Source organism: Pseudomonas kurunegalensis (assembly GCF_030291635.1).
GTDB lineage: Bacteria > Pseudomonadota > Gammaproteobacteria > Pseudomonadales > Pseudomonadaceae > Aquipseudomonas > Aquipseudomonas monteilii.
Window position 1 is genome coordinate 4,474,075 of sequence record NZ_CP127871.1, and the last position, 20,296, is coordinate 4,494,370.

Sequence of the window (20,296 nt, forward strand, 5' to 3'; positions counted from 1 at the left end):
TTCAATGCGCTGCCTTGATCCGGTCGACCACCCGCTGGGCCAGGTCGTCCGGCTTGAACTTGGCCAGGAAGTCATCGGCGCCGACCTTCTTGACCATTGCCTGGTTGAACACCCCGGAGAGCGAAGTATGCAGGCAGATGTGCAATTTTTGCATGCGCGGGTCGCTGCGGATCTCCGCCGTTAGCGTATAGCCGTCCATTTCCGGCATTTCAATGTCCGAGATCATCATCAGGAACTCTTCTTCCGGCTTTTTGCCCTCGTCCACCAGCTGACGCAGGTAGTTCAGGGCCTGACGGCCATCATTGAGCGCCACCACTTCCACCCCCACGGTCTGCAGGCAACGGCTGACCTGCTTGCGCGCCACCGACGAATCGTCGACGGTCAGCACCCGCATCAGCACGGCCTTGTCCTGCACTTCGGCGTCGATTACCCCGGCCGATACCGACTCGGACGATGGCGACACTTCGGCCAGCACCTTCTCCACATCGATGATCTCGACCATCCGGTTGTCCACTCGGGTGACCGCCGTCAGGTAGTGGTCACGGCCAGTGCCCTTGGGTGGCGGATGGATCTCTTCCCAGTTCATGTTGACGATGCGCTCCACCGAGTGCACCAGGAAGCCCTGGGTCTTGGTGTTGTACTCGGTGATGATCACGAAGCTGTTGCGCGTGTCTTCCTGCAGCGGCCGCAACCCGGTGGCCATCGACAGGTCGAGAATCGGGATGGTCGCCCCGCGAATGTTGGCAACGCCACGCACCACCGGGTGCGCCTTGGGCAGCAGGGTCAGCGCAGGGCATTGCAGCACTTCCCTGACCTTGAACACGTTGATGCCGTAAAGCTGCTCGCCATTGAGGCGAAACAGCAGCAATTCCAGGCGATTCTGCCCCACCAGCTGCGTGCGCTGGTTGACCGAATCCATAACACCCGCCATGCCAGACTCCTTAATCTTTCAGCCTTTCGTTGCAACTCAGGTAGCGAGTCGGCACGGGCTTTGCTTTTTTGAGCGTCATGCACACGAAAACGACATTTTTCCGACGATTGACGCGCCTGCTGACTGGCTTGCTGGCCACGCTGTGCCTGCTGGCGCCCGGCGTTCGTACGTTAGCGGACGCGTTCACCTTGCCTGAACAACTTATCGGTGTCACCCAAGGGTTTCTTGAATTCACCGTAGAAGATTACCTGGCCACCACCCAGACCGCAGGCCGTTACGAAATCCAGGTCAACCCGCTGGACCCGCGCCTGCGCATGCCGCTGTGCAGCCAGCCACTGGACGCCTCGCTGGAAAGCCCCGCGCAGCCACTGGGACGGGTGACGGTGCGGGTTCGCTGCGACAGCGCAGCCCCATGGACAGTATTTGTGCCGGCCACCGTGCGGCTGTTCCGCGACGTGGTCGTGGTAACCCGCCCGCTCAAGCGCGACAACACGGTTGGCGAAGGCGACGTGGCGCTGCGCGAGCGCGATGTCGGCACCCTTGGCCAGGGCTTTCTGACCGAGCTGGACCAGGCAGTGGGCATGAAGATGCTGCGCCCTACGGTGATCGACCAGGTGCTCACCCCGCAACACCTGGAACAGGCCGAGGTGGTCCGCAAGGGTGACCAGGTGGTGATCATTGCCCGCAGCGGCAGCCTGAGCGTGCGCATGCCGGGCGAGGCCCTGAGCAAGGGCGGGCTGAGCGAGCAGATCCGGGTACGCAACCTCAATTCCAAGCGGGTGGTCAAGGCCAGGGTGACCGGCCCCGGCCAGGTCGAGGTCAGTATGTAAGCCAGCTACCCGATTGCGCTGGCGGTGAGGAACCGCATTTCCTAAACTGTGTCAGAAAACGGGTTACGCGAGCCTGCCGACAGGCGGCTATGCATTTGTGCCTAAAGTTTCTATCGGGTTGGCCGAAAACAAGGCAAGCGTCCAAATACCCAGAGGTTTCTGATCATGGTCATCGACTTCAGTCGTTTGAATAACTCGCCGTCCGTCACGGGCGGTGTGCGCGGCAACTCCGCGTCTGGCAGCGCCGAAAAGCCGGCAGCCAGCCAGGAAGCAGCCAGCGCCACCAGCGCCAGCGGAGAAGCGGTGCACCTCAGCCAAGAGGCCCAGCAGTTGCAGAAGATCAGCGACAAGCTGCGCGACGAGCCCGTGGTCAACAGCGCCCGCGTGGCCCAGTTGAAACAGGCGATCGCCGACGGCAGCTACCAGGTCGATGCCGGCCGGGTCGCCAGCAAACTGCTCGATTTCGAAGCCCAGCGCTGACCGTACGGCGCGCTGACTTCACGGACGCTAGAAAAGCCAAGAGTTAGCCATGCACGACATCACCTTGCTGCAACTGATCGAAGACGACATTGCCCCGATGCAGGAACTGCTCGACCTCCTGCAAAAGGAGTCTGTAGCCCTGCATGGCCGCGATATGGCACCGCTGGAAAGCATCCTGGCCCGCAAACAGTCTTTGATCGTGCTGCTCGAGCAGCAAGGCCTGCGGCGCAACAACCTGCTTACCAGCCTTGGCCTGAGCGCAGACCGCGCCGGCGTGCAGGCGGTAGCCGCGCAATCACCCAACGGTGAATTGATCCTGCAACAACTCGACGTGATCAGCCAGTTGATGCAAGCCTGCCAACAGCTTAACGAGACCAATGGCCGGATCATCCAGGTGCAGCAACACGTCACCAGCAACCAGATCCGGATCCTGATGGGCGGCGATTCGCCGTCGCTGTACGACAGCCGCGGCAGCACCTCGCCGCTGGCCAAGCCGCGGGCCCTCAGCCAAGTGTGATTTTTCTATCAAGGCACAGAACATACTGGCAAAATGCCGTTACTTGCGTGTGTCGCTTTTGCCTGGAGAACGATAAGCCGTGTTCAATGAATCCGATGCCCCGCAACCGCCAAAGGTGCTGAGCACCCCCTTGGAGATTGCGGCCAACTTGCGGCAGCTGCAGGAAAGCCACGACCCCCTCATCATCACCTTCCACGACCGTAGCCAGCGCTTCCAGAGCTATGTGGTGCACGTGGACCGTGAAAGCAACACCCTGGCCCTGGACGAAATGATCCCCCGCGACGGCGAGAAGTTCATCGAGAACGGCGAGCACTTCCGCATCGAAGGTTTCCACGATGGCGTGCGCATCGCCTGGGAATGCAACCACGAGCTGAAGATTACCGAAGTCGACGGCCACCGCTGCTACAGCGGCCCCATGCCAGAAGAGATGACCTACCACCAGCGCCGCAATGCCTTCCGCGCCGCGCTGAAGCTGTCGCAGCTGGTCGATATCATCCTCGACGGTGCCCACCTGAAGGGCAACGGCGCCCTGCGTGGCAAACTGCTGGATATCTCGGCTACCGGCTGCAAACTGCGCTTCGACGGCAATGTCGAAGACCGCCTGCAACTGGGCCAGGTGTACGAGCGCTTCAAGGCGGGCAACCCGCTGGGCCTGGTGGACACCATGGTCGAACTGCGCCACCTGCACTATGAAGAGCGCATCAACACCACCTTTGCCGGCGTACGCTTCCATAACCTGAGCGGGCAGGCACAGCGCAAGATCGAGAGCTTTGTGTACCAGCTGCAGCGTGAGGCGCGGCGGTTCGACAAGGACGACTATTGATCGTCACTTGTTAAACAAAAACGCCACCCGTAGAGGTGGCGTTTTTGTTTGTGCTTTTCCTGTACCGGCCTCTCGCGGGCAAGCCCGCTCCTACAGAGACCGCGCTAAGCCTGAGGGCAGCGCCGTACCTGTAGGAGCGGGCTTGCCCGCGAGAGGCCGGTGCAGGCTTACACAGACTTGCTGACCTCCCCTTCCGGCTCTGGCGCCTGTTCAGCCCCCTTCCCTTCATCCTCGGTATCCTCAGCCGCCACCGGCGCCTGCATCATGTCCTGCACGGTCTGCTCATCCACCCGTGGGTCCAGCGCTGCCGACAATGGCGAGCCGGCCGCCGGCATCGCCACGTGCCCCAGCGGCGCGTCCTGCACCTGATGCAACCCGGTAACCGCTTTCGGCCGAATGCGCCACACCAGCACCAGGGCGAAGAACACAAAGAACGCGTACAGCATCTGTGCGCCCAGCACCTTCATCAGCACGCCCGCCGCCAGTGGCCCGATACACGCACCCACACCGTAGGTCACCAGCAGCATGGCCGTCAGCGACACCCGCCGCTCGCTTTCCACGTGGTCGTTGGAAAACGCCACCGCCAGCGGGTACAGGCAGAACTGCAGCAACGAAATCAAAAAGCCGATACCGAACAGCAACTCAAGCGGCACACTGGGCAGTATCGCCAAGGGCGCAGCGGCCAACGCCAGGCCAATTGCCACGCTGCGGATCAGCACCGCCCGGTCGTAACGGTCAGACAACCAGCCCAGTGGCCACTGCACCAGCAGGCCAGCAAAAATACAGCTACCCATGAACAGACCGATCTGCTCGGTCGTCATTCCCTGGCTGGAGGCATACAAGGGCGCCAGGCCGTAGAACGAGCCGACGATCAATCCCGAGCCCAATACCGTACTGAGCGATTGCGGCACACGCTTGATGAAGAACTTCGGCTCCATCGGCGCCGGGCGCAAGGGCGCCGGGTGAATGCGCCGGGTCATCGCCACCGGCACCAGGCACAGGGCAAAGCACATGGCCACCAGCATCAGCAGCTCCGGGCCAAGCGCGGGGTGCACCACCAGGATCAGCTGGCCAAGCACCAGCCCCAGGTACGAGGCAATCATGTAGCCGCTGAACACCGCGCCACGGTGCTTCACGTCAGCCTGCTCGTTGAGCCAGCTCTCGATGACCATGTATTGGCACATCATGCCCAGGCCCACGATCATGCGCAGCCCGACCCAGGCCGGCAGCCAGCTGGTCAGCCCATGGCCAAGCACTGCCGCACCGACGATGCCGGCGCAGGTGGCATAGGCGCGTATGTGCCCTACCCGGCCGATCAGCCGGTGGCCGACCTTGCCGCCCACCGCCAGGCCAAAATAGTTGGCCGCCATCAACGCACCCACCCACAGGCTGTCGACGTGGTCGGCCGCCAGGCGCAAGGCCAGGTAGGTACTGAGCAGGCCCGAGCCGATCAACATCATCAGCGCGGCGAAATACAACGACTGAAACGGCTTCCATACATTTCGCATACGTCCCGCAATGCTCCCTGGTCAGGTGGCGGTAGGTGCTAGCAGCATAAGGGCAAACGCCGGTCAGTGCAGGCCCCCGACTGCAAAATGGTGCAGCCGGGGCGTGTCCGGTGCAGGTCGTGTCGCGATCAGGCCTGTGCCGCCAGGACCCGGCGCTCCCACGGGGTGATTTCGTCGAAGAAATCGGTCAGCTCCAGGGTCTTGCTGGCGATGTAGCCTTCGATGAACTCACTGCCGAACAGTTCCCGCGCCAGCGCGCTGCGCTTGAGCCGCTCCAGCGCCGCATGGAGGGTGCATGGCAAGCTCAAGTGCTCCGGCACTTCGAACTCGCCCTGGATGGCCGGCGAAGGTTGCAGGCGCTGCTCGATGCCGTGCAACCCCGCAGCCAGGCTGGCGGCGATGGCCAGGTAGGGGTTGGCGTCGGCGCCGGGCAAGCGGTTTTCCACCCGACGCGCGACCGGTGCACTGGCCGGGATGCGCAGGCCTGCTGCACGGTTGTCCTCGGACCAGCAGGCGTTGTTCGGCGAAGCATAGGGGTGGCACAGCCGCTGGTACGAATTGACGTTGGGCGCAAACAGCGCAGTGAAGTCGGCCATGCAGGCCTGCAGGCCGCCGATGAAATGGTGGAAGGTATCGGTAGGCTGGCCCTGCTCATCGCTGAACACGTTACGCCCGCTGCTGGTATCGACCAGGCTCTGGTGAATATGCATGGAGCTGCCAGGCGTGCGCGCCAGCGGTTTGGCCATGCACACCACGGTCAGCCCGTGCTTGAGTGCCACTTCCTTGAGCAGGTGTTTGAACAGGAAGGTCTGGTCGGCCAGCAGCAGTGGGTCGCCGTGCAGCAGGTTGATCTCGAACTGGCTGACACCCATTTCATGCATGAAGGTGTCGCGCGGCAGGCCGAGCGCGGCCATGCACTGGTACACCTCCTTGAAGAACGGGCGCAGGCCGTTGTTGGAACTGATACTGAATGCCGAGTGGCCAAGCTCACGGCGGCCATCGATGCCTACGGGTGGCTGGAACGGTTGCTGGGGGTCGCTGTTGGGGGCAAAGACGAAGAATTCGAGCTCGGTCGCCACCACTGGCGCCAGGCCCAGCGCCGCATAGCGGGCGATCACGGCCTTGAGCTGGCCACGGGTGGACAGTGCCGAGGGGCGACCATCCAGTTCATTGGCGTCGCAAATGGCCAGGGCGCGGGCGTCGTTGCTCCAGGGCAGGCGATGGACCTGGCTGGGTTCGGCGACCAGTGCCAGGTCGCCGTCGTCGCTGCCGTAGAACTTCGCCGGCGGGTAACCGCCCATGATGCATTGCAGCAACACCCCGCGTGCCATCTGCAGGCGGCGGCCTTCGAGGAAGCCCTCGGCGGTCATTACCTTGCCGCGCGGCACGCCATTGAGGTCGGGGGTGACGCATTCGATTTCATCAATGCCCTGAAGCTGAGCGGTGCTCATGACGCTTGTCCTTGTTGTTGTGCGCTGACAACAACATAGGCTGGGGGTGTTTAAAATATCAAGCACCCTCTTTAGCACCTGTGCTGCCCGCTACTCCCGCAAGGTCATGCCATTGGCCGGCAGGGGCAAAGCGGTTTTGTACCGCACCTGCTTCAAGGCAAAACTCGAGCGGATATTCGCCACCCCCGGCAACCGCGTGAGGTAATCGAGAAACCGCTCCAGCGCCTGGATGCTCGGCAGCAGCACCCGCAACAGGTAGTCCGGGTCGCCCGTCATCAGGTAGCACTCCATCACCTCGGGCCGTTCGGCAATTTCTTCCTCGAAGCGGTGCAACGACTGCTCTACCTGTTTTTCCAGACTGACATGGATGAACACATTCACATCCAGCCCCAACGCTTCGGGCGACAACAAGGTCACCTGCTGGCGGATCACCCCCAGCTCTTCCATGGCCCGCACCCGGTTGAAACAGGGCGTAGGCGACAGGTTGACCGAGCGGGCCAGCTCGGCATTGGTGATGCGGGCGTTTTCCTGCAGGCTGTTGAGAATGCCGATATCGGTACGATCGAGTTTGCGCATGAGACAAAATCACCGGTTTTTTGTGTTTATGCGGAATGTTTATCTGCCCCGCTCGGCAAAGGCAATCAACTTGAGAGAAAAATTCTCCTGCCGGACCACTAAGATGTAGGGGACGCTGACTTACCAGTCACAAGCCGGTACTCAGCGGCGGCCGCTTCAGAGCTCACAAAAACAAATACCCGAGCGAGCGTAAAAAGCATGAACGAGTACGCCCCCCTGCGTTTGCATGTGCCCGAGCCCACCGGCCGGCCAGGCTGCCAGACCGATTTTTCCTACCTGCGCCTGAACGATGCAGGTCAAGCCCGTAAACCCCCTGTCGATGTCGATGCTGCCGACACCGCCGACCTGTCCTACAGCCTGGTCCGCGTGCTCGACGAGCAAGGCGACGCCCAAGGCCCGTGGGCCGAAGACATCGACCCGCAGATCCTGCGCCAAGGCATGCGCGCCATGCTCAAGACGCGGATCTTCGACAGCCGCATGGTGGTTGCCCAGCGCCAGAAGAAGATGTCCTTCTACATGCAGAGCCTGGGCGAAGAAGCCATCGGCAGCGGCCAGGCGCTGGCGCTTAACCGCACCGACATGTGCTTCCCCACCTACCGTCAGCAAAGCATCCTGATGGCCCGCGACGTGTCGCTGGTGGAGATGATCTGCCAGTTGCTGTCCAACGAACGCGACCCCCTCAAGGGCCGCCAGCTGCCGATCATGTACTCGGTGCGCGAGGCCGGCTTCTTCACCATCAGCGGCAACCTGGCGACCCAGTTCGTGCAGGCGGTCGGCTGGGCCATGGCCTCGGCCATCAAGGGCGATACCAAGATTGCCTCGGCCTGGATCGGTGACGGCGCCACCGCCGAGTCGGACTTCCACACTGCCCTCACCTTTGCCCACGTTTACCGCGCCCCGGTGATCCTCAACGTGGTCAACAACCAGTGGGCCATCTCTACCTTCCAGGCCATCGCCGGTGGCGAGTCGACCACCTTCGCCGGCCGTGGCGTGGGCTGCGGCATCGCTTCGCTGCGGGTGGACGGCAACGACTTCGTCGCCGTTTACGCCGCTTCGCGCTGGGCTGCCGAGCGTGCCCGCCGTGGTTTGGGCCCGAGCCTGATCGAGTGGGTCACCTACCGTGCCGGCCCGCACTCGACCTCGGACGACCCGTCCAAGTACCGCCCTGCCGATGACTGGAGCCACTTCCCGCTGGGCGACCCGATCGCCCGCCTGAAGCAGCACCTGATCAAGATCGGCCACTGGTCCGAAGAAGAACACCAAGCCACCACGGCCGAGTTCGAAGCGGCCGTGATTGCTGCGCAAAAAGAAGCCGAGCAGTACGGCACCCTGGCCAACGGTCACATCCCGAGCGCCGCCTCGATGTTCGAGGACGTGTACAAGGAGATGCCCGACCACCTGCGCCGCCAACGCCAGGAACTGGGGGTTTGAGATGAACGACCACAACAACAGCATCAACCCGGAAACCGCCATGGCCACCACTACCATGACCATGATCCAGGCCCTGCGCTCGGCCATGGATGTCATGCTTGAGCGCGACGACAATGTGGTGGTGTACGGCCAGGACGTCGGCTACTTCGGCGGCGTGTTCCGCTGCACCGAAGGCCTGCAGACCAAGTACGGTAAATCCCGCGTGTTCGACGCGCCCATCTCGGAAAGCGGCATCGTCGGCACCGCCGTGGGCATGGGTGCCTACGGCCTGCGCCCGGTGGTGGAAATCCAGTTCGCCGACTACTTCTACCCGGCCTCCGACCAGATCGTTTCTGAAATGGCCCGCCTGCGCTACCGTTCGGCCGGCGAGTTCATCGCCCCGCTGACCCTGCGCATGCCCTGCGGTGGCGGTATCTATGGCGGCCAGACCCACAGCCAGAGCCCGGAAGCGATGTTCACTCAGGTGTGCGGCCTGCGCACCGTGATGCCATCCAACCCGTACGACGCCAAAGGCCTGCTGATTGCCTCGATCGAATGCGACGACCCGGTGATCTTCCTGGAGCCCAAACGCCTGTACAACGGCCCGTTCGACGGCCACCACGACCGCCCGGTTACGCCGTGGTCGAAACACCCGCACAGCGCCGTGCCCGATGGCTACTACACCGTGCCACTGGACAAGGCCGCCATCACCCGCCCCGGCAATGACGTGACCGTGCTCACCTATGGCACCACCGTGTACGTGGCCCAGGTGGCCGCCGAAGAAAGTGGCGTGGATGCCGAAGTGATCGACCTGCGCAGCCTGTGGCCGCTAGACCTGGACACCATCGTCGAGTCGGTGAAAAAGACCGGCCGTTGCGTGGTGGTACACGAGGCCACCCGTACCTGTGGCTTTGGCGCAGAACTGGTGTCGCTGGTGCAGGAGCACTGCTTCCACCACCTGGAGGCGCCGATCGAGCGCGTCACCGGTTGGGACACCCCCTACCCTCACGCGCAGGAATGGGCTTACTTCCCAGGGCCTTCGCGGGTAGGTGCGGCATTGAAAAAGGTCATGGAGGTCTGAATGGGCACGCACGTCATCAAGATGCCGGACATTGGCGAAGGCATCGCGCAGGTCGAGTTGGTGGAATGGTTCGTCAAGGTCGGCGATATCATTGCCGAGGACCAGGTGGTAGCCGACGTCATGACCGACAAGGCCACCGTGGAAATCCCGTCGCCGGTCAGCGGCAAGGTGCTGGCCCTGGGTGGCCAACCCGGTGAAGTGATGGCGGTCGGCAGCGAGCTGATCCGCATCGAAGTGGAAGGCAGCGGCAACCATGTGGATGCGCCGCAGGCCAAGCCGGCCGAAGCGCCTGCGGCCCCGGTAGCCGCTAAACCTGAACCACAGAAAGACGTTAAACCGGCGGCGTACCAGGCGCCAGCCAACCACGAGGCAGCGCCCATCGTGCCGCGCCAGCCGGGCGACAAGCCGCTGGCCTCGCCGGCGGTGCGCAAACGCGCCCTGGATGCCGGCATCGAACTGCGTTACGTGCACGGCAGCGGCCCGGCCGGGCGCATCCTGCACGAAGACCTCGACGCGTTCATGAGCAAACCGCAAAGCGCTGCCGGGCAAACCCCCAATGGCTATGCCAGGCGCACCGACAGCGAGCAGGTGCAGGTCATCGGCCTGCGCCGCAAGATCGCCCAGCGCATGCAGGACGCCAAGCGCCGGGTGGCGCACTTCAGCTATGTGGAAGAAATCGACGTCACCGCCCTGGAAGCCCTGCGCCAGCAGCTCAACAGCAAGCACGGCGACAGTCGTGGCAAGCTGACGTTGCTGCCGTTTCTGGTGCGCGCCCTGGTCGTGGCGCTGCGTGACTTCCCGCAGATCAACGCCACCTACGATGACGAAGCGCAGATCATCACCCGCCATGGCGCGGTGCATGTGGGCATCGCCACCCAGGGTGACAACGGCCTGATGGTACCCGTGCTGCGCCACGCCGAAGCGGGCAGCCTGTGGGCCAATGCCGGTGAGATTTCACGCCTGGCCAACGCTGCGCGCAACAACAAGGCCAGCCGCGAAGAGCTGTCCGGTTCGACCATTACCCTGACCAGCCTCGGCGCCCTGGGTGGCATCGTCAGCACGCCGGTGGTCAACACCCCGGAAGTGGCGATCGTCGGTGTCAACCGCATGGTTGAGCGGCCTGTGGTGATCGACGGCCAGATCGTCGTGCGCAAGATGATGAACCTGTCCAGCTCGTTCGACCACCGCGTGGTCGATGGCATGGACGCCGCCCTGTTCATCCAGGCCGTGCGTGGCCTGCTCGAACAACCCGCCTGCCTGTTCGTGGAGTGAGCATGCAACAGACTATCCAGACAACCCTGTTGATCATCGGCGGCGGCCCTGGCGGCTATGTGGCTGCCATCCGCGCCGGGCAACTGGGCATCCCTACCGTGCTGGTGGAAGGCCAGGCGCTGGGCGGTACCTGCCTGAACATCGGCTGCATTCCATCCAAGGCGCTGATCCATGTGGCCGAGCAGTTCCACCAGACCTCGCGCTTTACCGAGCCCTCGCCGCTGGGCATCAGCGTGGCTTCGCCGCGCCTGGACATCGGCCAGAGCGTGGCCTGGAAAGACGGCATCGTCGACCGCCTGACCACCGGTGTCGCCGCCCTGCTGAAAAAGCACGGGGTGAAGGTGGTGCACGGCTGGGCCAAGGTGCTTGATGGCAAGCAGGTCGAGGTGGATGGCCAGCGCATCCAGTGCGAGCACCTGTTGCTGGCCACGGGCTCCAGCAGTGTCGATCTGCCGATGCTGCCGTTGGGTGGGCCGGTGATCTCCTCGACCGAGGCCCTGGCACCGAAAGCCCTGCCGCAACACCTGGTGGTGGTGGGCGGTGGCTACATCGGCCTGGAGCTGGGCATCGCCTACCGCAAACTGGGCGCGCAGGTCAGCGTGGTGGAAGCGCGCGAGCGCATCCTGCCGACTTACGACAGCGAGCTGACCACCCCGGTGGCCGAGTCGCTGAAAAAGCTGGGCATCGCCCTGCACCTTGGCCACAGCGTCGAAGGTTACGAAAATGGCTGCCTGCTGGCCAACGATGGCAAAGGTGGGCAACTGCGCCTGGAAGCCGACCAGGTGCTGGTGGCCGTGGGCCGCCGACCACGCACCAAGGGCTTCAACCTGGAATGCCTGGACCTGAAGATGAATGGTGCCGCCATTGCCATCGACGAGCGCTGCCAGACCAGCATGCACAACGTCTGGGCCATCGGCGACGTGGCCGGCGAACCGATGCTGGCGCACCGGGCCATGGCCCAGGGCGAGATGGTGGCCGAGATCATCGCCGGCAAGGCACGCCGCTTCGAACCCGCTGCGATAGCCGCCGTGTGCTTCACCGACCCGGAAGTGGTCGTGGTCGGCAAGACGCCGGAACAGGCCAGCCAGCAAGGCCTGGACTGCATCGTCGCGCAGTTCCCGTTCGCTGCCAACGGCCGAGCCATGAGCCTGGAGTCGAAAAGCGGTTTCGTGCGCGTGGTCGCGCGGCGTGACAACCACCTGATCCTGGGTTGGCAAGCGGTTGGCGTGGCGGTTTCCGAACTGTCCACGGCGTTTGCCCAGTCGCTGGAGATGGGTGCCCGCCTGGAGGATGTGGCCGGTACCATCCATGCCCACCCGACACTGGGTGAGGCGGTACAGGAAGCGGCACTGCGTGCCCTGGGCCACGCCCTGCATATCTGACACTGAAGCGGCCGAGGCCGATTTGGCCCGCCGCGCCGAGAGGCGCTGCGGGTCTTTTTTCATTCATGCGGCCAGCACCGGTTACTCGGCAATGGCGTTCTTGCCAGCCCCCTTTGCCCGGTACAGCGCCTTGTCAGCCCGTGCCAGCAGTGCATGCTGGTCCTCCCCTTCCTGCCACTGCACCACGCCATAACTCATCGTCAGCCGGCATTCACCCACAGGCTCCAGTTGCGCCATCACCTGGCGCAAGCGCCCGGCGACATCCAGCGCCTCGCCCAGCGTGCTCTGCGGCAACACGATGACAAACTCGTCCCCGCCCCAGCGCGCCAACAGGTCCAGTTCGCGCAGGCAGGTCCGCAGGCTGTCGACCACCCGCACCAGCGCAGCATCGCCCCGGGCATGCCCGTAGCGGTCGTTGATCGGCTTGAAATCATCCAGGTCCATGGCGATCAGCGACAACGGCTGGCGGAAACGCTGCGCCCGCTCGCACTCCAGCTGCAGGGCCTTTTCCAACCGATAGCGGTTGGCAATACGGGTCAACGCATCACGCTCGGCCAACTCACGGTTCTCGTCCAGTTGCCGCTGCAGCTGCTGGTTCACCCAGGACAACTCACGGGTGCGCTCGGCCACTTGCCCTTCCAGCGACTGGTTTTTCTGCTCCAGCTGCGCTACCAGGCGTTTGCCGGCGTCGATGTTGCGGTGCGCTCCGAGCATGCGCGCCACCGAACCGTCTTCGTTACGGTCGATGATGTAGCCGCTGTCTTCGATCCACAGGTAGCTGCCATCGTGGCAACGGCAGCGGTATTCGATGAGGTAGCGCTCGTTGCGCTGGCTGATATACGCCTCGAAATGCGCCATTACCCGTGGGTAGTCTTCCGGGTGAATCACGCTTTCCCAGGTCAGTACCGAGTTGGCCATGGAGTGGCTGGCGTAGCCGAGCATCGCGTACCAGCCCGGGTTGCGATAGACGTAGCCGGTGTTGGCATTCCAGTCCCAGATACCATCGCTGATCAACTCGAACAATGTGTGCAACTGCTGTTCACTGAAGCCGGCGGGGGCCGGCCTGGTTTCCTGATTCATGGACGCTCTCCCTGATGCCCAGCAACTGCGCTCCGGTCAAGGGGCTGCCGACAATGTGTAATTTGCCGCAGGCGGCAAGATCATGCCTCTGACGGGCAAGCATATGCCCGCCGTGCCACGACCGGAATAGCCCCAGCGCTCTATTTACGCGCCGCCCCGACTGGCATGGCATTTGCCCCTCCTCGCCTGCCACTCACATTTCCAAGGAGGATTTCATGACTATCGCCCTCAACGGCCTCGGCTGGCAGGCCGCAGTCCACCAGCAACAACGCACCAGCGGCGTCGACCCGGCGGCAGGCGATATGCTGCAGTTCCGCCTACCGGTAGTGGCCAGCAACGCCACGGCGCAACAGGGTAGTGAGAATACCTCGCAGCAGGATGCCGAAGACGCCCGCGAAGAAGCGTTTGCCAAGCTCAAGCTGCAACTGCAGAACCCTGGCACCAGCATCGGCCCGTCCGCTGACGCAAGCACGGAAGTAACCAGCAGTGCCAGGCAGGCGTTTCAGGACCTGATGTCCAAATCGCACGGCGAGATGATCAAGGAAAAACTGCTGAGCGAAATTGGCCTGACCGAAGCGCAGTACGAAGCCCTACCGCCAGAGGTGAAGGCCAAGGTCGGCGAGTTGATCGCTCAGCGCTTGCAAGAGGAGATCGAGAACCGGATCCAGGAGAAAGCACAAGAACAGCTCTCCCAGGCAGACGGCACATCAGATGGCAATGAAGACGCGGCAAGCCACGTGTGAGGATTGGCGACGAGGCCTGTCGGGGGCGACATCCGACAGGCAGAGCCAAGGCTCAAGCCAACTGCAACAGCGCCTCCTCCACCGCAGCCACCACCTGGTTGCCCTTGGCACCCGGTAATCGCCACGCGGCAATGGTCATGCCCAAAGGCACCGCGCAGTCGATTGGCGCCACCAGTTCGCCGCTGTCCAGGTAGCGTTGCACCAGGCTTCTGCGCCCCATCAGTACACCCGCAGCGAGCAAGGCCTGCTGCAATGCAATCGAGTACAGGGAAAAGCCCGGCCCACGGGCCACGAACTTGTGCCCGGGCATGGCTGCGCCGGTCCACACCGCCCAGTCATTCCAGCCTACGTCAGCAATGCAACGGGCATTGGCAAGGTCCGCAGGGGTGATGATGCTCTCTGCCAGGGCCGGTACGCATACGGGCAGCACTTCTTCCGTGGCGATCCTGCGCTGCCAGCGCTCGGGTTTTTCGGTATAGAACAGGCACAGGTCGAATGGGCTGCGTTTGAGGTTGGGCGGCTCATCCACCGCCGTAACCGAGATCTCGATGGGCGCCAGCAAGCGGGTCAGTTCCGGCAGGCGTGGTCCTATCCACAACTGCGCCAGGGCCGGCGACGTGACGATGTGCACCCGCTGCGGTGCAGCAAGGCGTCGAAGCGTTCGGGCAGCGGCTTCCACTGCATCGAACGCCTCGGTGAACTGGCTTTTCACGCTTTCACCCAGGGGCGTAAGGCGTACGCCCTTGGCATGGCGCTCGAACAACGCAGCGCCATATTCGTTTTCCAGCGTCTTGACCAAGGCGGCGATGGCCCCTGGGGTCACCTTGAGTTCGAGTGCGGCACGCGCGAAACCGCCCAGGCGCGCAGATGCCTCGAAGGCACGCAAGGCATTGAGCTGGAGCGAGTGCCGGGTGGGGCTGTCGAGATACACGGTATGAGACCTATATTTTTTAGGCCTACTATTCCAGAAATCTGACGTTGTGGCCAACTGTCAGGCGCATTAACGTGAGGGTGTCCATGCGCCTTCCGAACACCTCCAAGGAACTCCCATGCAGTACCCAAGCGCGACCCAAGCATTCAAGCAGGGCGCACAAAGCGTTCTGCCGTTGACCTCCGGCATTGTGCCTTTTGGCCTGATCACCGGGGTTACGGCAATCGGCATGGGCCTGTCACCGGCCGACGCCATTGGCATGACCTTGCTGTTCTACTCCGGCTCTGCGCAAATGGTGGTGATGCAGTTGATGCAAAACGCCGCCCTGCCAGTGACGATGGTGGTTACAGCACTGGTGATCAACCTGCGCTTTCTGATGTACAGCGCCAGCCTCGCCCCACACCTGGGCCACCTCCCGCGCCGCCACAAGTGGCCAATGGCGTTCATGCTCTCGGACCAGTCCTTTGCCCTGTGCACGCTGAAAATGGGCGCAGGCGGGCTAGGCCAGCATGCCTACCCCTATTACGCCGGCACGGCGATCACCATGTGGTTCGGCTGGAACCTCTCGGTACTGGCGGGCATGTACCTGGGTGCAGGCATTCCGGAAGACTGGTCACTGGGTTTTGCCATACCGTTGTCGTTCCTGGCCTTGCTGATACCCGGCATTCGCAATACCGCGATGCTCGGCGCCGCGCTGACCGGTGGCGTGCTTGCGGTGCTGGCCGTTGACCTGCCCTACAACCTTGGCCTGCTGACCGGCGCTGTCGGCGGAATCATCGCCGGGCTGGCCATCGAGAGCCGGCAAAAACAACACGCCGTACCTGAAGCCCATACAGAGCAGAACGCATCATGAGCGAAACGACCCAGTGGATAACCTTCGTGCTGATCGGCCTGGGCACCTTCGCCATCCGGCTGTCGTTCATCGAACTGCACACGGTGTTGCGCATCCCGCCACTGTTTCGTCGCGCACTGGCCTATGTGCCGGCCAGTGTACTGGCTGCGCTGGTGTTGCCGGCCGTGGTCTTCCCAGACCGGCATGCCGAGTTCGACTGGACGAACCCGCAGATACCCGCGGCGGTACTGGCTGCGCTGGTAGCCTGGCGCACACGCAGCACGATGCTGACGCTGGTTGTGGGCATGGGGGTGTTGTGGGCGCTGAAGCACTGGGGGCTTTAGTTGGCAACCAGCAGCAACGCAGACGAAGAACACCATCGCGCGTTGCAATGATGGATGGCGTCCCAGGCAGGAATTGAACCTGCAACCTTCCCCTTAGGAGGGCCATTTTAGGCCCAGCAGAATATGGACAAACCCAGTATCTACGGGCCTCTCAGTCCGATTGCGTCCGTCGAAACAGAGCCGTATAGTTATTTTTGCACCCACAATGCACCCATGGGGACAAAGTGAAAGACAAGCTCACCGCTAAGCTGCTGGCCGGCCTGCACGTTACTGGCAGGGAATACGAAGTGCACGACACCACCGTCACAGGGCTGTTTGTGCGTGTCACGGCCGCGGGAGCGAAGTCCTACGTTGTCACTTGGGCCAGGGGGCGCAAGAAGACGCTGGGACGCGTTGGCATCCTAACCCTCGACCAGGCGCGCCAGGAAGCAACCCAGTACCTTGCTGAGGCTCGTAAGCACGGTGAGCCCACAGCAGTCTCACAGGGTCGCCGTGGAGCCGCCCTGCCCTCCCTTCGCGACTTTATCACCGACACCTATCTGCCTTGGTTCAAGGCGCACCACCGAGGCTACGAGAAGACCGCCCACACGCTGGCCAACAACTTCGAGACAATCATGCCCCAGCGCATCGACGCCATCACCGGCCGAGACCTCGAGCAGATCCGCACGACCTGGCTGCAAGCCGGCAACAAGCCAGCGACGGTGAATCGGAAAATGGGCAGCATCAGCGGCGTTTTCAGCAGAGCGGTCGAATGGGAGATCATCACGACCCACCCCATGGCCAAACTCAAACAGCTGAAGGTCGACAGTAAGGGGGTGGTGCGATACCTGAGCGCCGACGAGAATCAACAGCTGCGCAAGGCCCTGGACGATCGGCAGGATGAAGCCCGGGCAGAGCGAGAAAGCGCCAATACGTGGCGAGCTGCTAGGGGCCGGAAACTGCTTCCATCATTTTCCAACAGATCTTTCACTGATCATCTAAAGCCAATGGTGCTCGTATCGCTCAATACCGGCATCCGGCGCGGTGAGCTATTCAATCTAGAATGGCCAAGAGTTAACTTTTCGACAAAGACACTTACTGTCATCGGCGATACAGCCAAGACCAATGAGACGCGCCACATCCCATTAAACAAAGAGGCTCTCGAAACTCTTCGGGAGTGGCAGAATGAATGCCGAAAGAAGTCAGGATTTGTATTCCCGTCATCTAATGGCGGACGACTGGAAGATGTAAAAAGTGCGTGGCTTGGCCTACTTGAGCGAGCCGAAATAACAGACTTCCGCTGGCACGATATGAGACACGACTTTGCTTCGCGCCTGGTGATGGCTGGAGTGCCACTGAACACGGTGCGCGATCTGCTTGGGCACTCCGACATCAAGATGACGCTTCGATACGCCCACCTTGCCCCAGACAGCAAGGCGGCGGCTGTAGACTTACTCGTCTAGGTCATCAAGGAATACGGTCTTGATGACGGCCGCCGAGGCCGATTTAGCCACTGTATCGATTGCTGACCGCGCCACTGCTTTGCTCTGGAACCCGACGCTCCTGGCAAGTACTACACCTTTGTACTGAACGAAAAACTCATAAACGCCATCTTGATTTTCGTGCAAGTCATATGAACTAAGATCGTGACAGATCTGCTTAATACGCTTGATTTTGTCAACGATAGAAAGGCGATCCCCTTTATCTTCGCCCTCTAAAAGCACCCGACCATCACGACCAGCAAAGGTAAACTCATACATCGAGTTATCTGCACTTTGCAGGCGAAACTCACATTTAGGTAGTTCTTTTCTGGTTGTTCGTTTTTCGCTTAGGTCTTTGTGTAGCTGCAAGTATTGCCCGTATTCAACGTGCAGCCCTGCGCCTGGCCGTTGAGACTCATGAGAAGAATAATCGGCATAGCTTGCCAGTTCGTTTTGCTCGAGCTGAGCTCGGCCCAGATCAATCAATGGGTAGCTCAGCCCTGGCATAGCCGCACCTTCAAACACATCGTCGACACCAGCGAACGTCTCGTCTTTGAAGACAGTGGTTGCCATCAGGAACTCGCGGTCGGTAAGACCTGATGGCAAAAGAAGATACAGCCGAAGGGTTAGCAGGAATGGCTCGTCGGTCCAAATCTCCTCCATCACCTTTGAAAGCTGGACCGTTCCGCCTTGAGCTCCAAATCGTTCCAAGAGTCGCGGGTGGACCTCTTCGGCTTTGACGAAAGTTTTCTCGAGGCCCTCGCTCAGGGTCGTGTCGATCACTGAGGCCATCGACGTTTTGCCGATGTTGGCCGCGACCTGCAGGCCGGCCTTTAGCCTGGGGCTGATTCGGATGGAAAGCGTCTCTGAGCGCTTTTGCTTCTTGGCCAAGGTGCACCTCTCTGTAGGAAGCATAGGCTCGCAGACGATTGTCGCTCATGCAAGCTGCACCACATCAAAATGTGTTGCTTTTTCGATGCAACACGCAATAACCTACAAACGCCTGATAGGCGGACTAATCGAAACTAAACAGAACACCGGAGACACCTCATGGCGCAGACACAAGCCATTCAGCCGCTCTCAGTTGGAATTGAGGAGGCTGCACGCTCGCTGGGGATCGCCCGATCCATGATGTACGAGATGGTCGGGAAGGGAGAGATTCAGAGCTTCAAGATCGGCCGTCGCCGCTTGATCCTGGCATCAGAGCTCAAATCGTTCATTGAGCGCGTTGCTCAGGATGGGGCGCGGTAATGGCTGGGGACAAGCAGACGCCAAAACTGGCGTTAGTCAGGATGGATGCCGAGCCAGTGTTAGAGGCACTGGCCCAGCGTGCCGCACAGCAATCTGGACAGACAGCTCAGCAGCGCCCCGATTCTACCCACACCCCCGCCCAAAGCACCACCCCAGAGCGGCCAACCTATGACGACCTTCACACGGCTGTGGATGAGGCGCACGCCATGGTCAGCCTGTTGGCCACTGGCCTGCGAATGATCGCTGCCGGCTACGGTACGCATCAGGAAGTCATCAAGCTGGCCAAGTCTTCAGTCAAAGCCGCGGAGGCCACCAAAGGCTTTCTCGGGCTTGTGCTCGACGCTGCTGCAAATGCAGATGGTTCAGGGGAGTGACGGAAGGATATGGGAGGAGAGAGAAAAGCAGCCCGGGCAGTGCACCACCACCACCCGGGCCTGACCCCTAGCGAAAGGAGCCTGTATGACGGCAAAAACTATCGCAGATCACGATCTGCCTGACAACCATTCCACCCACGCGCATGCCCAGCGGTTGATCGAAGCCCTGAAGAAGGGGCCAGTCTCCTCGATCGAGGCTGCCCAGGATCTGGACATCGTTCACCCGCCATCCACTATCCGGCATCTGCGCCGGCAAGGCTGGGGGATTCTGACCAGGTGGTGCTACCAAGCGGCAGCTCCTGGGCGGCGCCCGCACCGAGTGGGCCTCTACGTCCTCTCCGACGATAAAGACTAAATCGACAGCCAGGGGGTGCGATTTCAAATCGCGCCCTTGGCGCCTTTGTGCGAGTCGCTGAATGGCAAGAAAGAAGCAGTACAAGGTCGACTTTGGCGGAAGGGTCTTTGCCCTACCCCATCGACTGCTCATGCACCCCGCGTTCGACAACCTAAGCCCCAAGGCGGTTACCGTCCTGATCAAGCTTGGGCGGCACTACAACGGGCGCAACAATGGCGACCTGGCGTGCACTGTCGAGATGATGGCCGAGGGCCGCAAGATGGACGCCAAAACGCTCGCATCTGCGCTGCAGGAGCTGATTGATGCTGGCCTGATCATCCGCACCCGCACTTACAGGAAGGGTGGCCGTGAGCCTGGTATGGCGCAGTGTGCGCTGTATGCGCTCGCCTGGGCGTACATCGACGAGTGCCCCGGGAAAAACCTCGAAGTATCCCCAGGCCCGGCGCCATTCAAGTTCACCTGATTTCGATTTTTTCGGTGGGATTTTTTCCGCAAGCGACTGGGATTTTTTCCTATGCGGCTTTCCGGTTGTGTCCGGTTCTGTTGCTGGCACTGCAAGCGACTGGGATTTTTTCCTAGTCACTCACCGGATTTCCTGGCTTTGCGGGGATCATGTGAACGGAAAAACTCCCAGTCTTTATAATTTACCACCCCCAGGGGTATTA

23 protein-coding genes are annotated in these 20,296 nt (G+C 61.8%); 16 read left to right on the top strand and 7 right to left on the bottom strand.

The genetic code is table 11. The annotated features are described in order from the left end of the window. Position 1 precedes the first annotated feature (1 nt). Positions 2-931: a chemotaxis protein CheV gene (locus QQ992_RS20290; protein WP_010955104.1), complete on the bottom strand. Its 930-nt coding sequence runs from the start codon at positions 929-931 to the stop codon at positions 2-4. 77 nt (positions 932-1,008) lie between these two features. Here QQ992_RS20290 and flgA point away from each other — a divergent pair, with 77 nt between their 5' ends. The 4 genes from flgA (at position 1,009) to QQ992_RS20310 (ending at position 3,581) form a co-directional block, all read left to right on the top strand. Next, entirely contained in the window at positions 1,009-1,761 is a 753-nt protein-coding gene (gene flgA, locus QQ992_RS20295) for a flagellar basal body P-ring formation chaperone FlgA (protein ID WP_016711822.1), read from the top strand. A gap of 165 nt (positions 1,762-1,926) precedes the next feature. After that, a complete protein-coding gene (gene flgM, locus QQ992_RS20300; protein ID WP_016711823.1) occupies positions 1,927-2,241 on the top strand; it encodes a flagellar biosynthesis anti-sigma factor FlgM in 315 nt (104 codons plus the stop codon). 49 nt (positions 2,242-2,290) lie between these two features. Continuing rightward, complete coding sequence (locus QQ992_RS20305) at positions 2,291-2,758, top strand: flagella synthesis protein FlgN (RefSeq protein WP_286110836.1); 468 nt, start codon at positions 2,291-2,293, stop codon at positions 2,756-2,758. Positions 2,759-2,837: 79 nt separating this feature from the next. Next, positions 2,838-3,581 carry a flagellar brake protein gene (locus QQ992_RS20310; RefSeq protein ID WP_286110837.1) on the top strand — a complete coding sequence of 248 codons (744 nt, stop codon included), beginning with the start codon at positions 2,838-2,840 and terminating at the stop codon, positions 3,579-3,581. Between the two features lie 167 nt (positions 3,582-3,748). On the opposite strand, the gene QQ992_RS20315 is transcribed toward QQ992_RS20310, so the two are convergent. The 3 genes from QQ992_RS20315 to bkdR all read right to left on the bottom strand — a co-directional run bounded on the left by QQ992_RS20315 (position 3,749) and on the right by bkdR (position 7,116). Then, the gene (locus tag QQ992_RS20315) at positions 3,749-5,089 is read right to left on the bottom strand and encodes an MFS transporter (protein ID WP_286110838.1); all 1,341 of its coding nucleotides are present in this window, start codon (positions 5,087-5,089) and stop codon (positions 3,749-3,751) included. A 128-nt stretch (positions 5,090-5,217) separates the two neighbouring features. After that, on the bottom strand, positions 5,218-6,459 hold the full coding sequence (locus tag QQ992_RS20320; RefSeq protein ID WP_198750533.1) for a glutamine synthetase family protein: 1,242 nt from the start codon (positions 6,457-6,459) through the stop codon (positions 5,218-5,220). A gap of 171 nt (positions 6,460-6,630) precedes the next feature. Continuing rightward, positions 6,631-7,116 carry a Bkd operon transcriptional regulator BkdR gene (bkdR, locus tag QQ992_RS20325; protein WP_012273540.1) on the bottom strand — a complete coding sequence of 162 codons (486 nt, stop codon included), beginning with the start codon at positions 7,114-7,116 and terminating at the stop codon, positions 6,631-6,633. A gap of 198 nt (positions 7,117-7,314) precedes the next feature. Between bkdR and QQ992_RS20330 the strand changes: the two genes are divergently transcribed. Genes QQ992_RS20330 through lpdA form a run of 4 tightly spaced genes read left to right on the top strand, consistent with a single transcriptional unit; the run spans position 7,315 to position 12,261 of the window. Continuing rightward, the gene (locus QQ992_RS20330) at positions 7,315-8,547 is read left to right on the top strand and encodes a 3-methyl-2-oxobutanoate dehydrogenase (2-methylpropanoyl-transferring) subunit alpha (protein WP_019099583.1); all 1,233 of its coding nucleotides are present in this window, start codon (positions 7,315-7,317) and stop codon (positions 8,545-8,547) included. 1 nt (position 8,548) lies between these two features. Then, the gene (locus QQ992_RS20335; RefSeq protein ID WP_012273542.1) at positions 8,549-9,607 is read left to right on the top strand and encodes an alpha-ketoacid dehydrogenase subunit beta; all 1,059 of its coding nucleotides are present in this window, start codon (positions 8,549-8,551) and stop codon (positions 9,605-9,607) included. Continuing rightward, positions 9,608-10,879: a dihydrolipoamide acetyltransferase family protein gene (locus QQ992_RS20340; RefSeq protein WP_286110839.1), complete on the top strand. Its 1,272-nt coding sequence runs from the start codon at positions 9,608-9,610 to the stop codon at positions 10,877-10,879. A 2-nt stretch (positions 10,880-10,881) separates the two neighbouring features. Continuing rightward, complete coding sequence (gene lpdA / locus QQ992_RS20345; protein ID WP_286110840.1) at positions 10,882-12,261, top strand: dihydrolipoyl dehydrogenase; 1,380 nt, start codon at positions 10,882-10,884, stop codon at positions 12,259-12,261. Positions 12,262-12,342: 81 nt separating this feature from the next. Here lpdA and QQ992_RS20350 read toward each other — a convergent pair whose 3' ends face one another. Next, positions 12,343-13,341, bottom strand: coding sequence for a sensor domain-containing diguanylate cyclase (locus QQ992_RS20350; protein WP_274080923.1), 999 nt, complete (start codon positions 13,339-13,341; stop codon positions 12,343-12,345). A gap of 215 nt (positions 13,342-13,556) precedes the next feature. Between QQ992_RS20350 and QQ992_RS20355 the strand changes: the two genes are divergently transcribed. Beyond that, positions 13,557-14,084 carry a hypothetical protein gene (locus QQ992_RS20355; RefSeq protein ID WP_286110841.1) on the top strand — a complete coding sequence of 176 codons (528 nt, stop codon included), beginning with the start codon at positions 13,557-13,559 and terminating at the stop codon, positions 14,082-14,084. 52 nt (positions 14,085-14,136) lie between these two features. On the opposite strand, the gene QQ992_RS20360 is transcribed toward QQ992_RS20355, so the two are convergent. Then, positions 14,137-15,015 carry a LysR family transcriptional regulator gene (locus QQ992_RS20360; RefSeq protein WP_105946062.1) on the bottom strand — a complete coding sequence of 293 codons (879 nt, stop codon included), beginning with the start codon at positions 15,013-15,015 and terminating at the stop codon, positions 14,137-14,139. 118 nt (positions 15,016-15,133) lie between these two features. Between QQ992_RS20360 and QQ992_RS20365 the strand changes: the two genes are divergently transcribed. The 3 genes from QQ992_RS20365 to QQ992_RS20375 all read left to right on the top strand — a co-directional run bounded on the left by QQ992_RS20365 (position 15,134) and on the right by QQ992_RS20375 (position 17,633). Beyond that, positions 15,134-15,868: an AzlC family ABC transporter permease gene (locus QQ992_RS20365; RefSeq protein WP_110741641.1), complete on the top strand. Its 735-nt coding sequence runs from the start codon at positions 15,134-15,136 to the stop codon at positions 15,866-15,868. Beyond that, positions 15,865-16,191: an AzlD domain-containing protein gene (locus tag QQ992_RS20370; protein WP_286110842.1), complete on the top strand. Its 327-nt coding sequence runs from the start codon at positions 15,865-15,867 to the stop codon at positions 16,189-16,191. The genes QQ992_RS20365 and QQ992_RS20370 overlap by 4 nt, the downstream gene beginning before the upstream one ends. A gap of 224 nt (positions 16,192-16,415) precedes the next feature. Further along, the gene (locus QQ992_RS20375) at positions 16,416-17,633 is read left to right on the top strand and encodes a site-specific integrase (protein ID WP_286110843.1); all 1,218 of its coding nucleotides are present in this window, start codon (positions 16,416-16,418) and stop codon (positions 17,631-17,633) included. Here QQ992_RS20375 and QQ992_RS20380 read toward each other — a convergent pair. After that, a complete protein-coding gene (locus QQ992_RS20380; protein WP_286110844.1) occupies positions 17,622-18,542 on the bottom strand; it encodes a YegP family protein in 921 nt (306 codons plus the stop codon). The genes QQ992_RS20375 and QQ992_RS20380 overlap by 12 nt on opposite strands. 159 nt (positions 18,543-18,701) lie before the next feature. Between QQ992_RS20380 and QQ992_RS20385 the strand changes: the two genes are divergently transcribed. From QQ992_RS20385 to QQ992_RS20400, 4 genes are all read left to right on the top strand, one after another. Then, positions 18,702-18,902: a helix-turn-helix domain-containing protein gene (locus tag QQ992_RS20385; protein WP_019750396.1), complete on the top strand. Its 201-nt coding sequence runs from the start codon at positions 18,702-18,704 to the stop codon at positions 18,900-18,902. Then, entirely contained in the window at positions 18,902-19,276 is a 375-nt protein-coding gene (locus tag QQ992_RS20390; RefSeq protein ID WP_286110845.1) for a hypothetical protein, read from the top strand. The genes QQ992_RS20385 and QQ992_RS20390 overlap by 1 nt, the downstream gene beginning before the upstream one ends. 85 nt (positions 19,277-19,361) lie before the next feature. Beyond that, on the top strand, positions 19,362-19,631 hold the full coding sequence (locus tag QQ992_RS20395; protein ID WP_286110846.1) for a helix-turn-helix domain-containing protein: 270 nt from the start codon (positions 19,362-19,364) through the stop codon (positions 19,629-19,631). Positions 19,632-19,761: 130 nt separating this feature from the next. Then, the gene (locus tag QQ992_RS20400) at positions 19,762-20,094 is read left to right on the top strand and encodes a helix-turn-helix domain-containing protein (RefSeq protein WP_019750393.1); all 333 of its coding nucleotides are present in this window, start codon (positions 19,762-19,764) and stop codon (positions 20,092-20,094) included. The last annotated feature ends 202 nt before the right edge of the window (positions 20,095-20,296 follow it).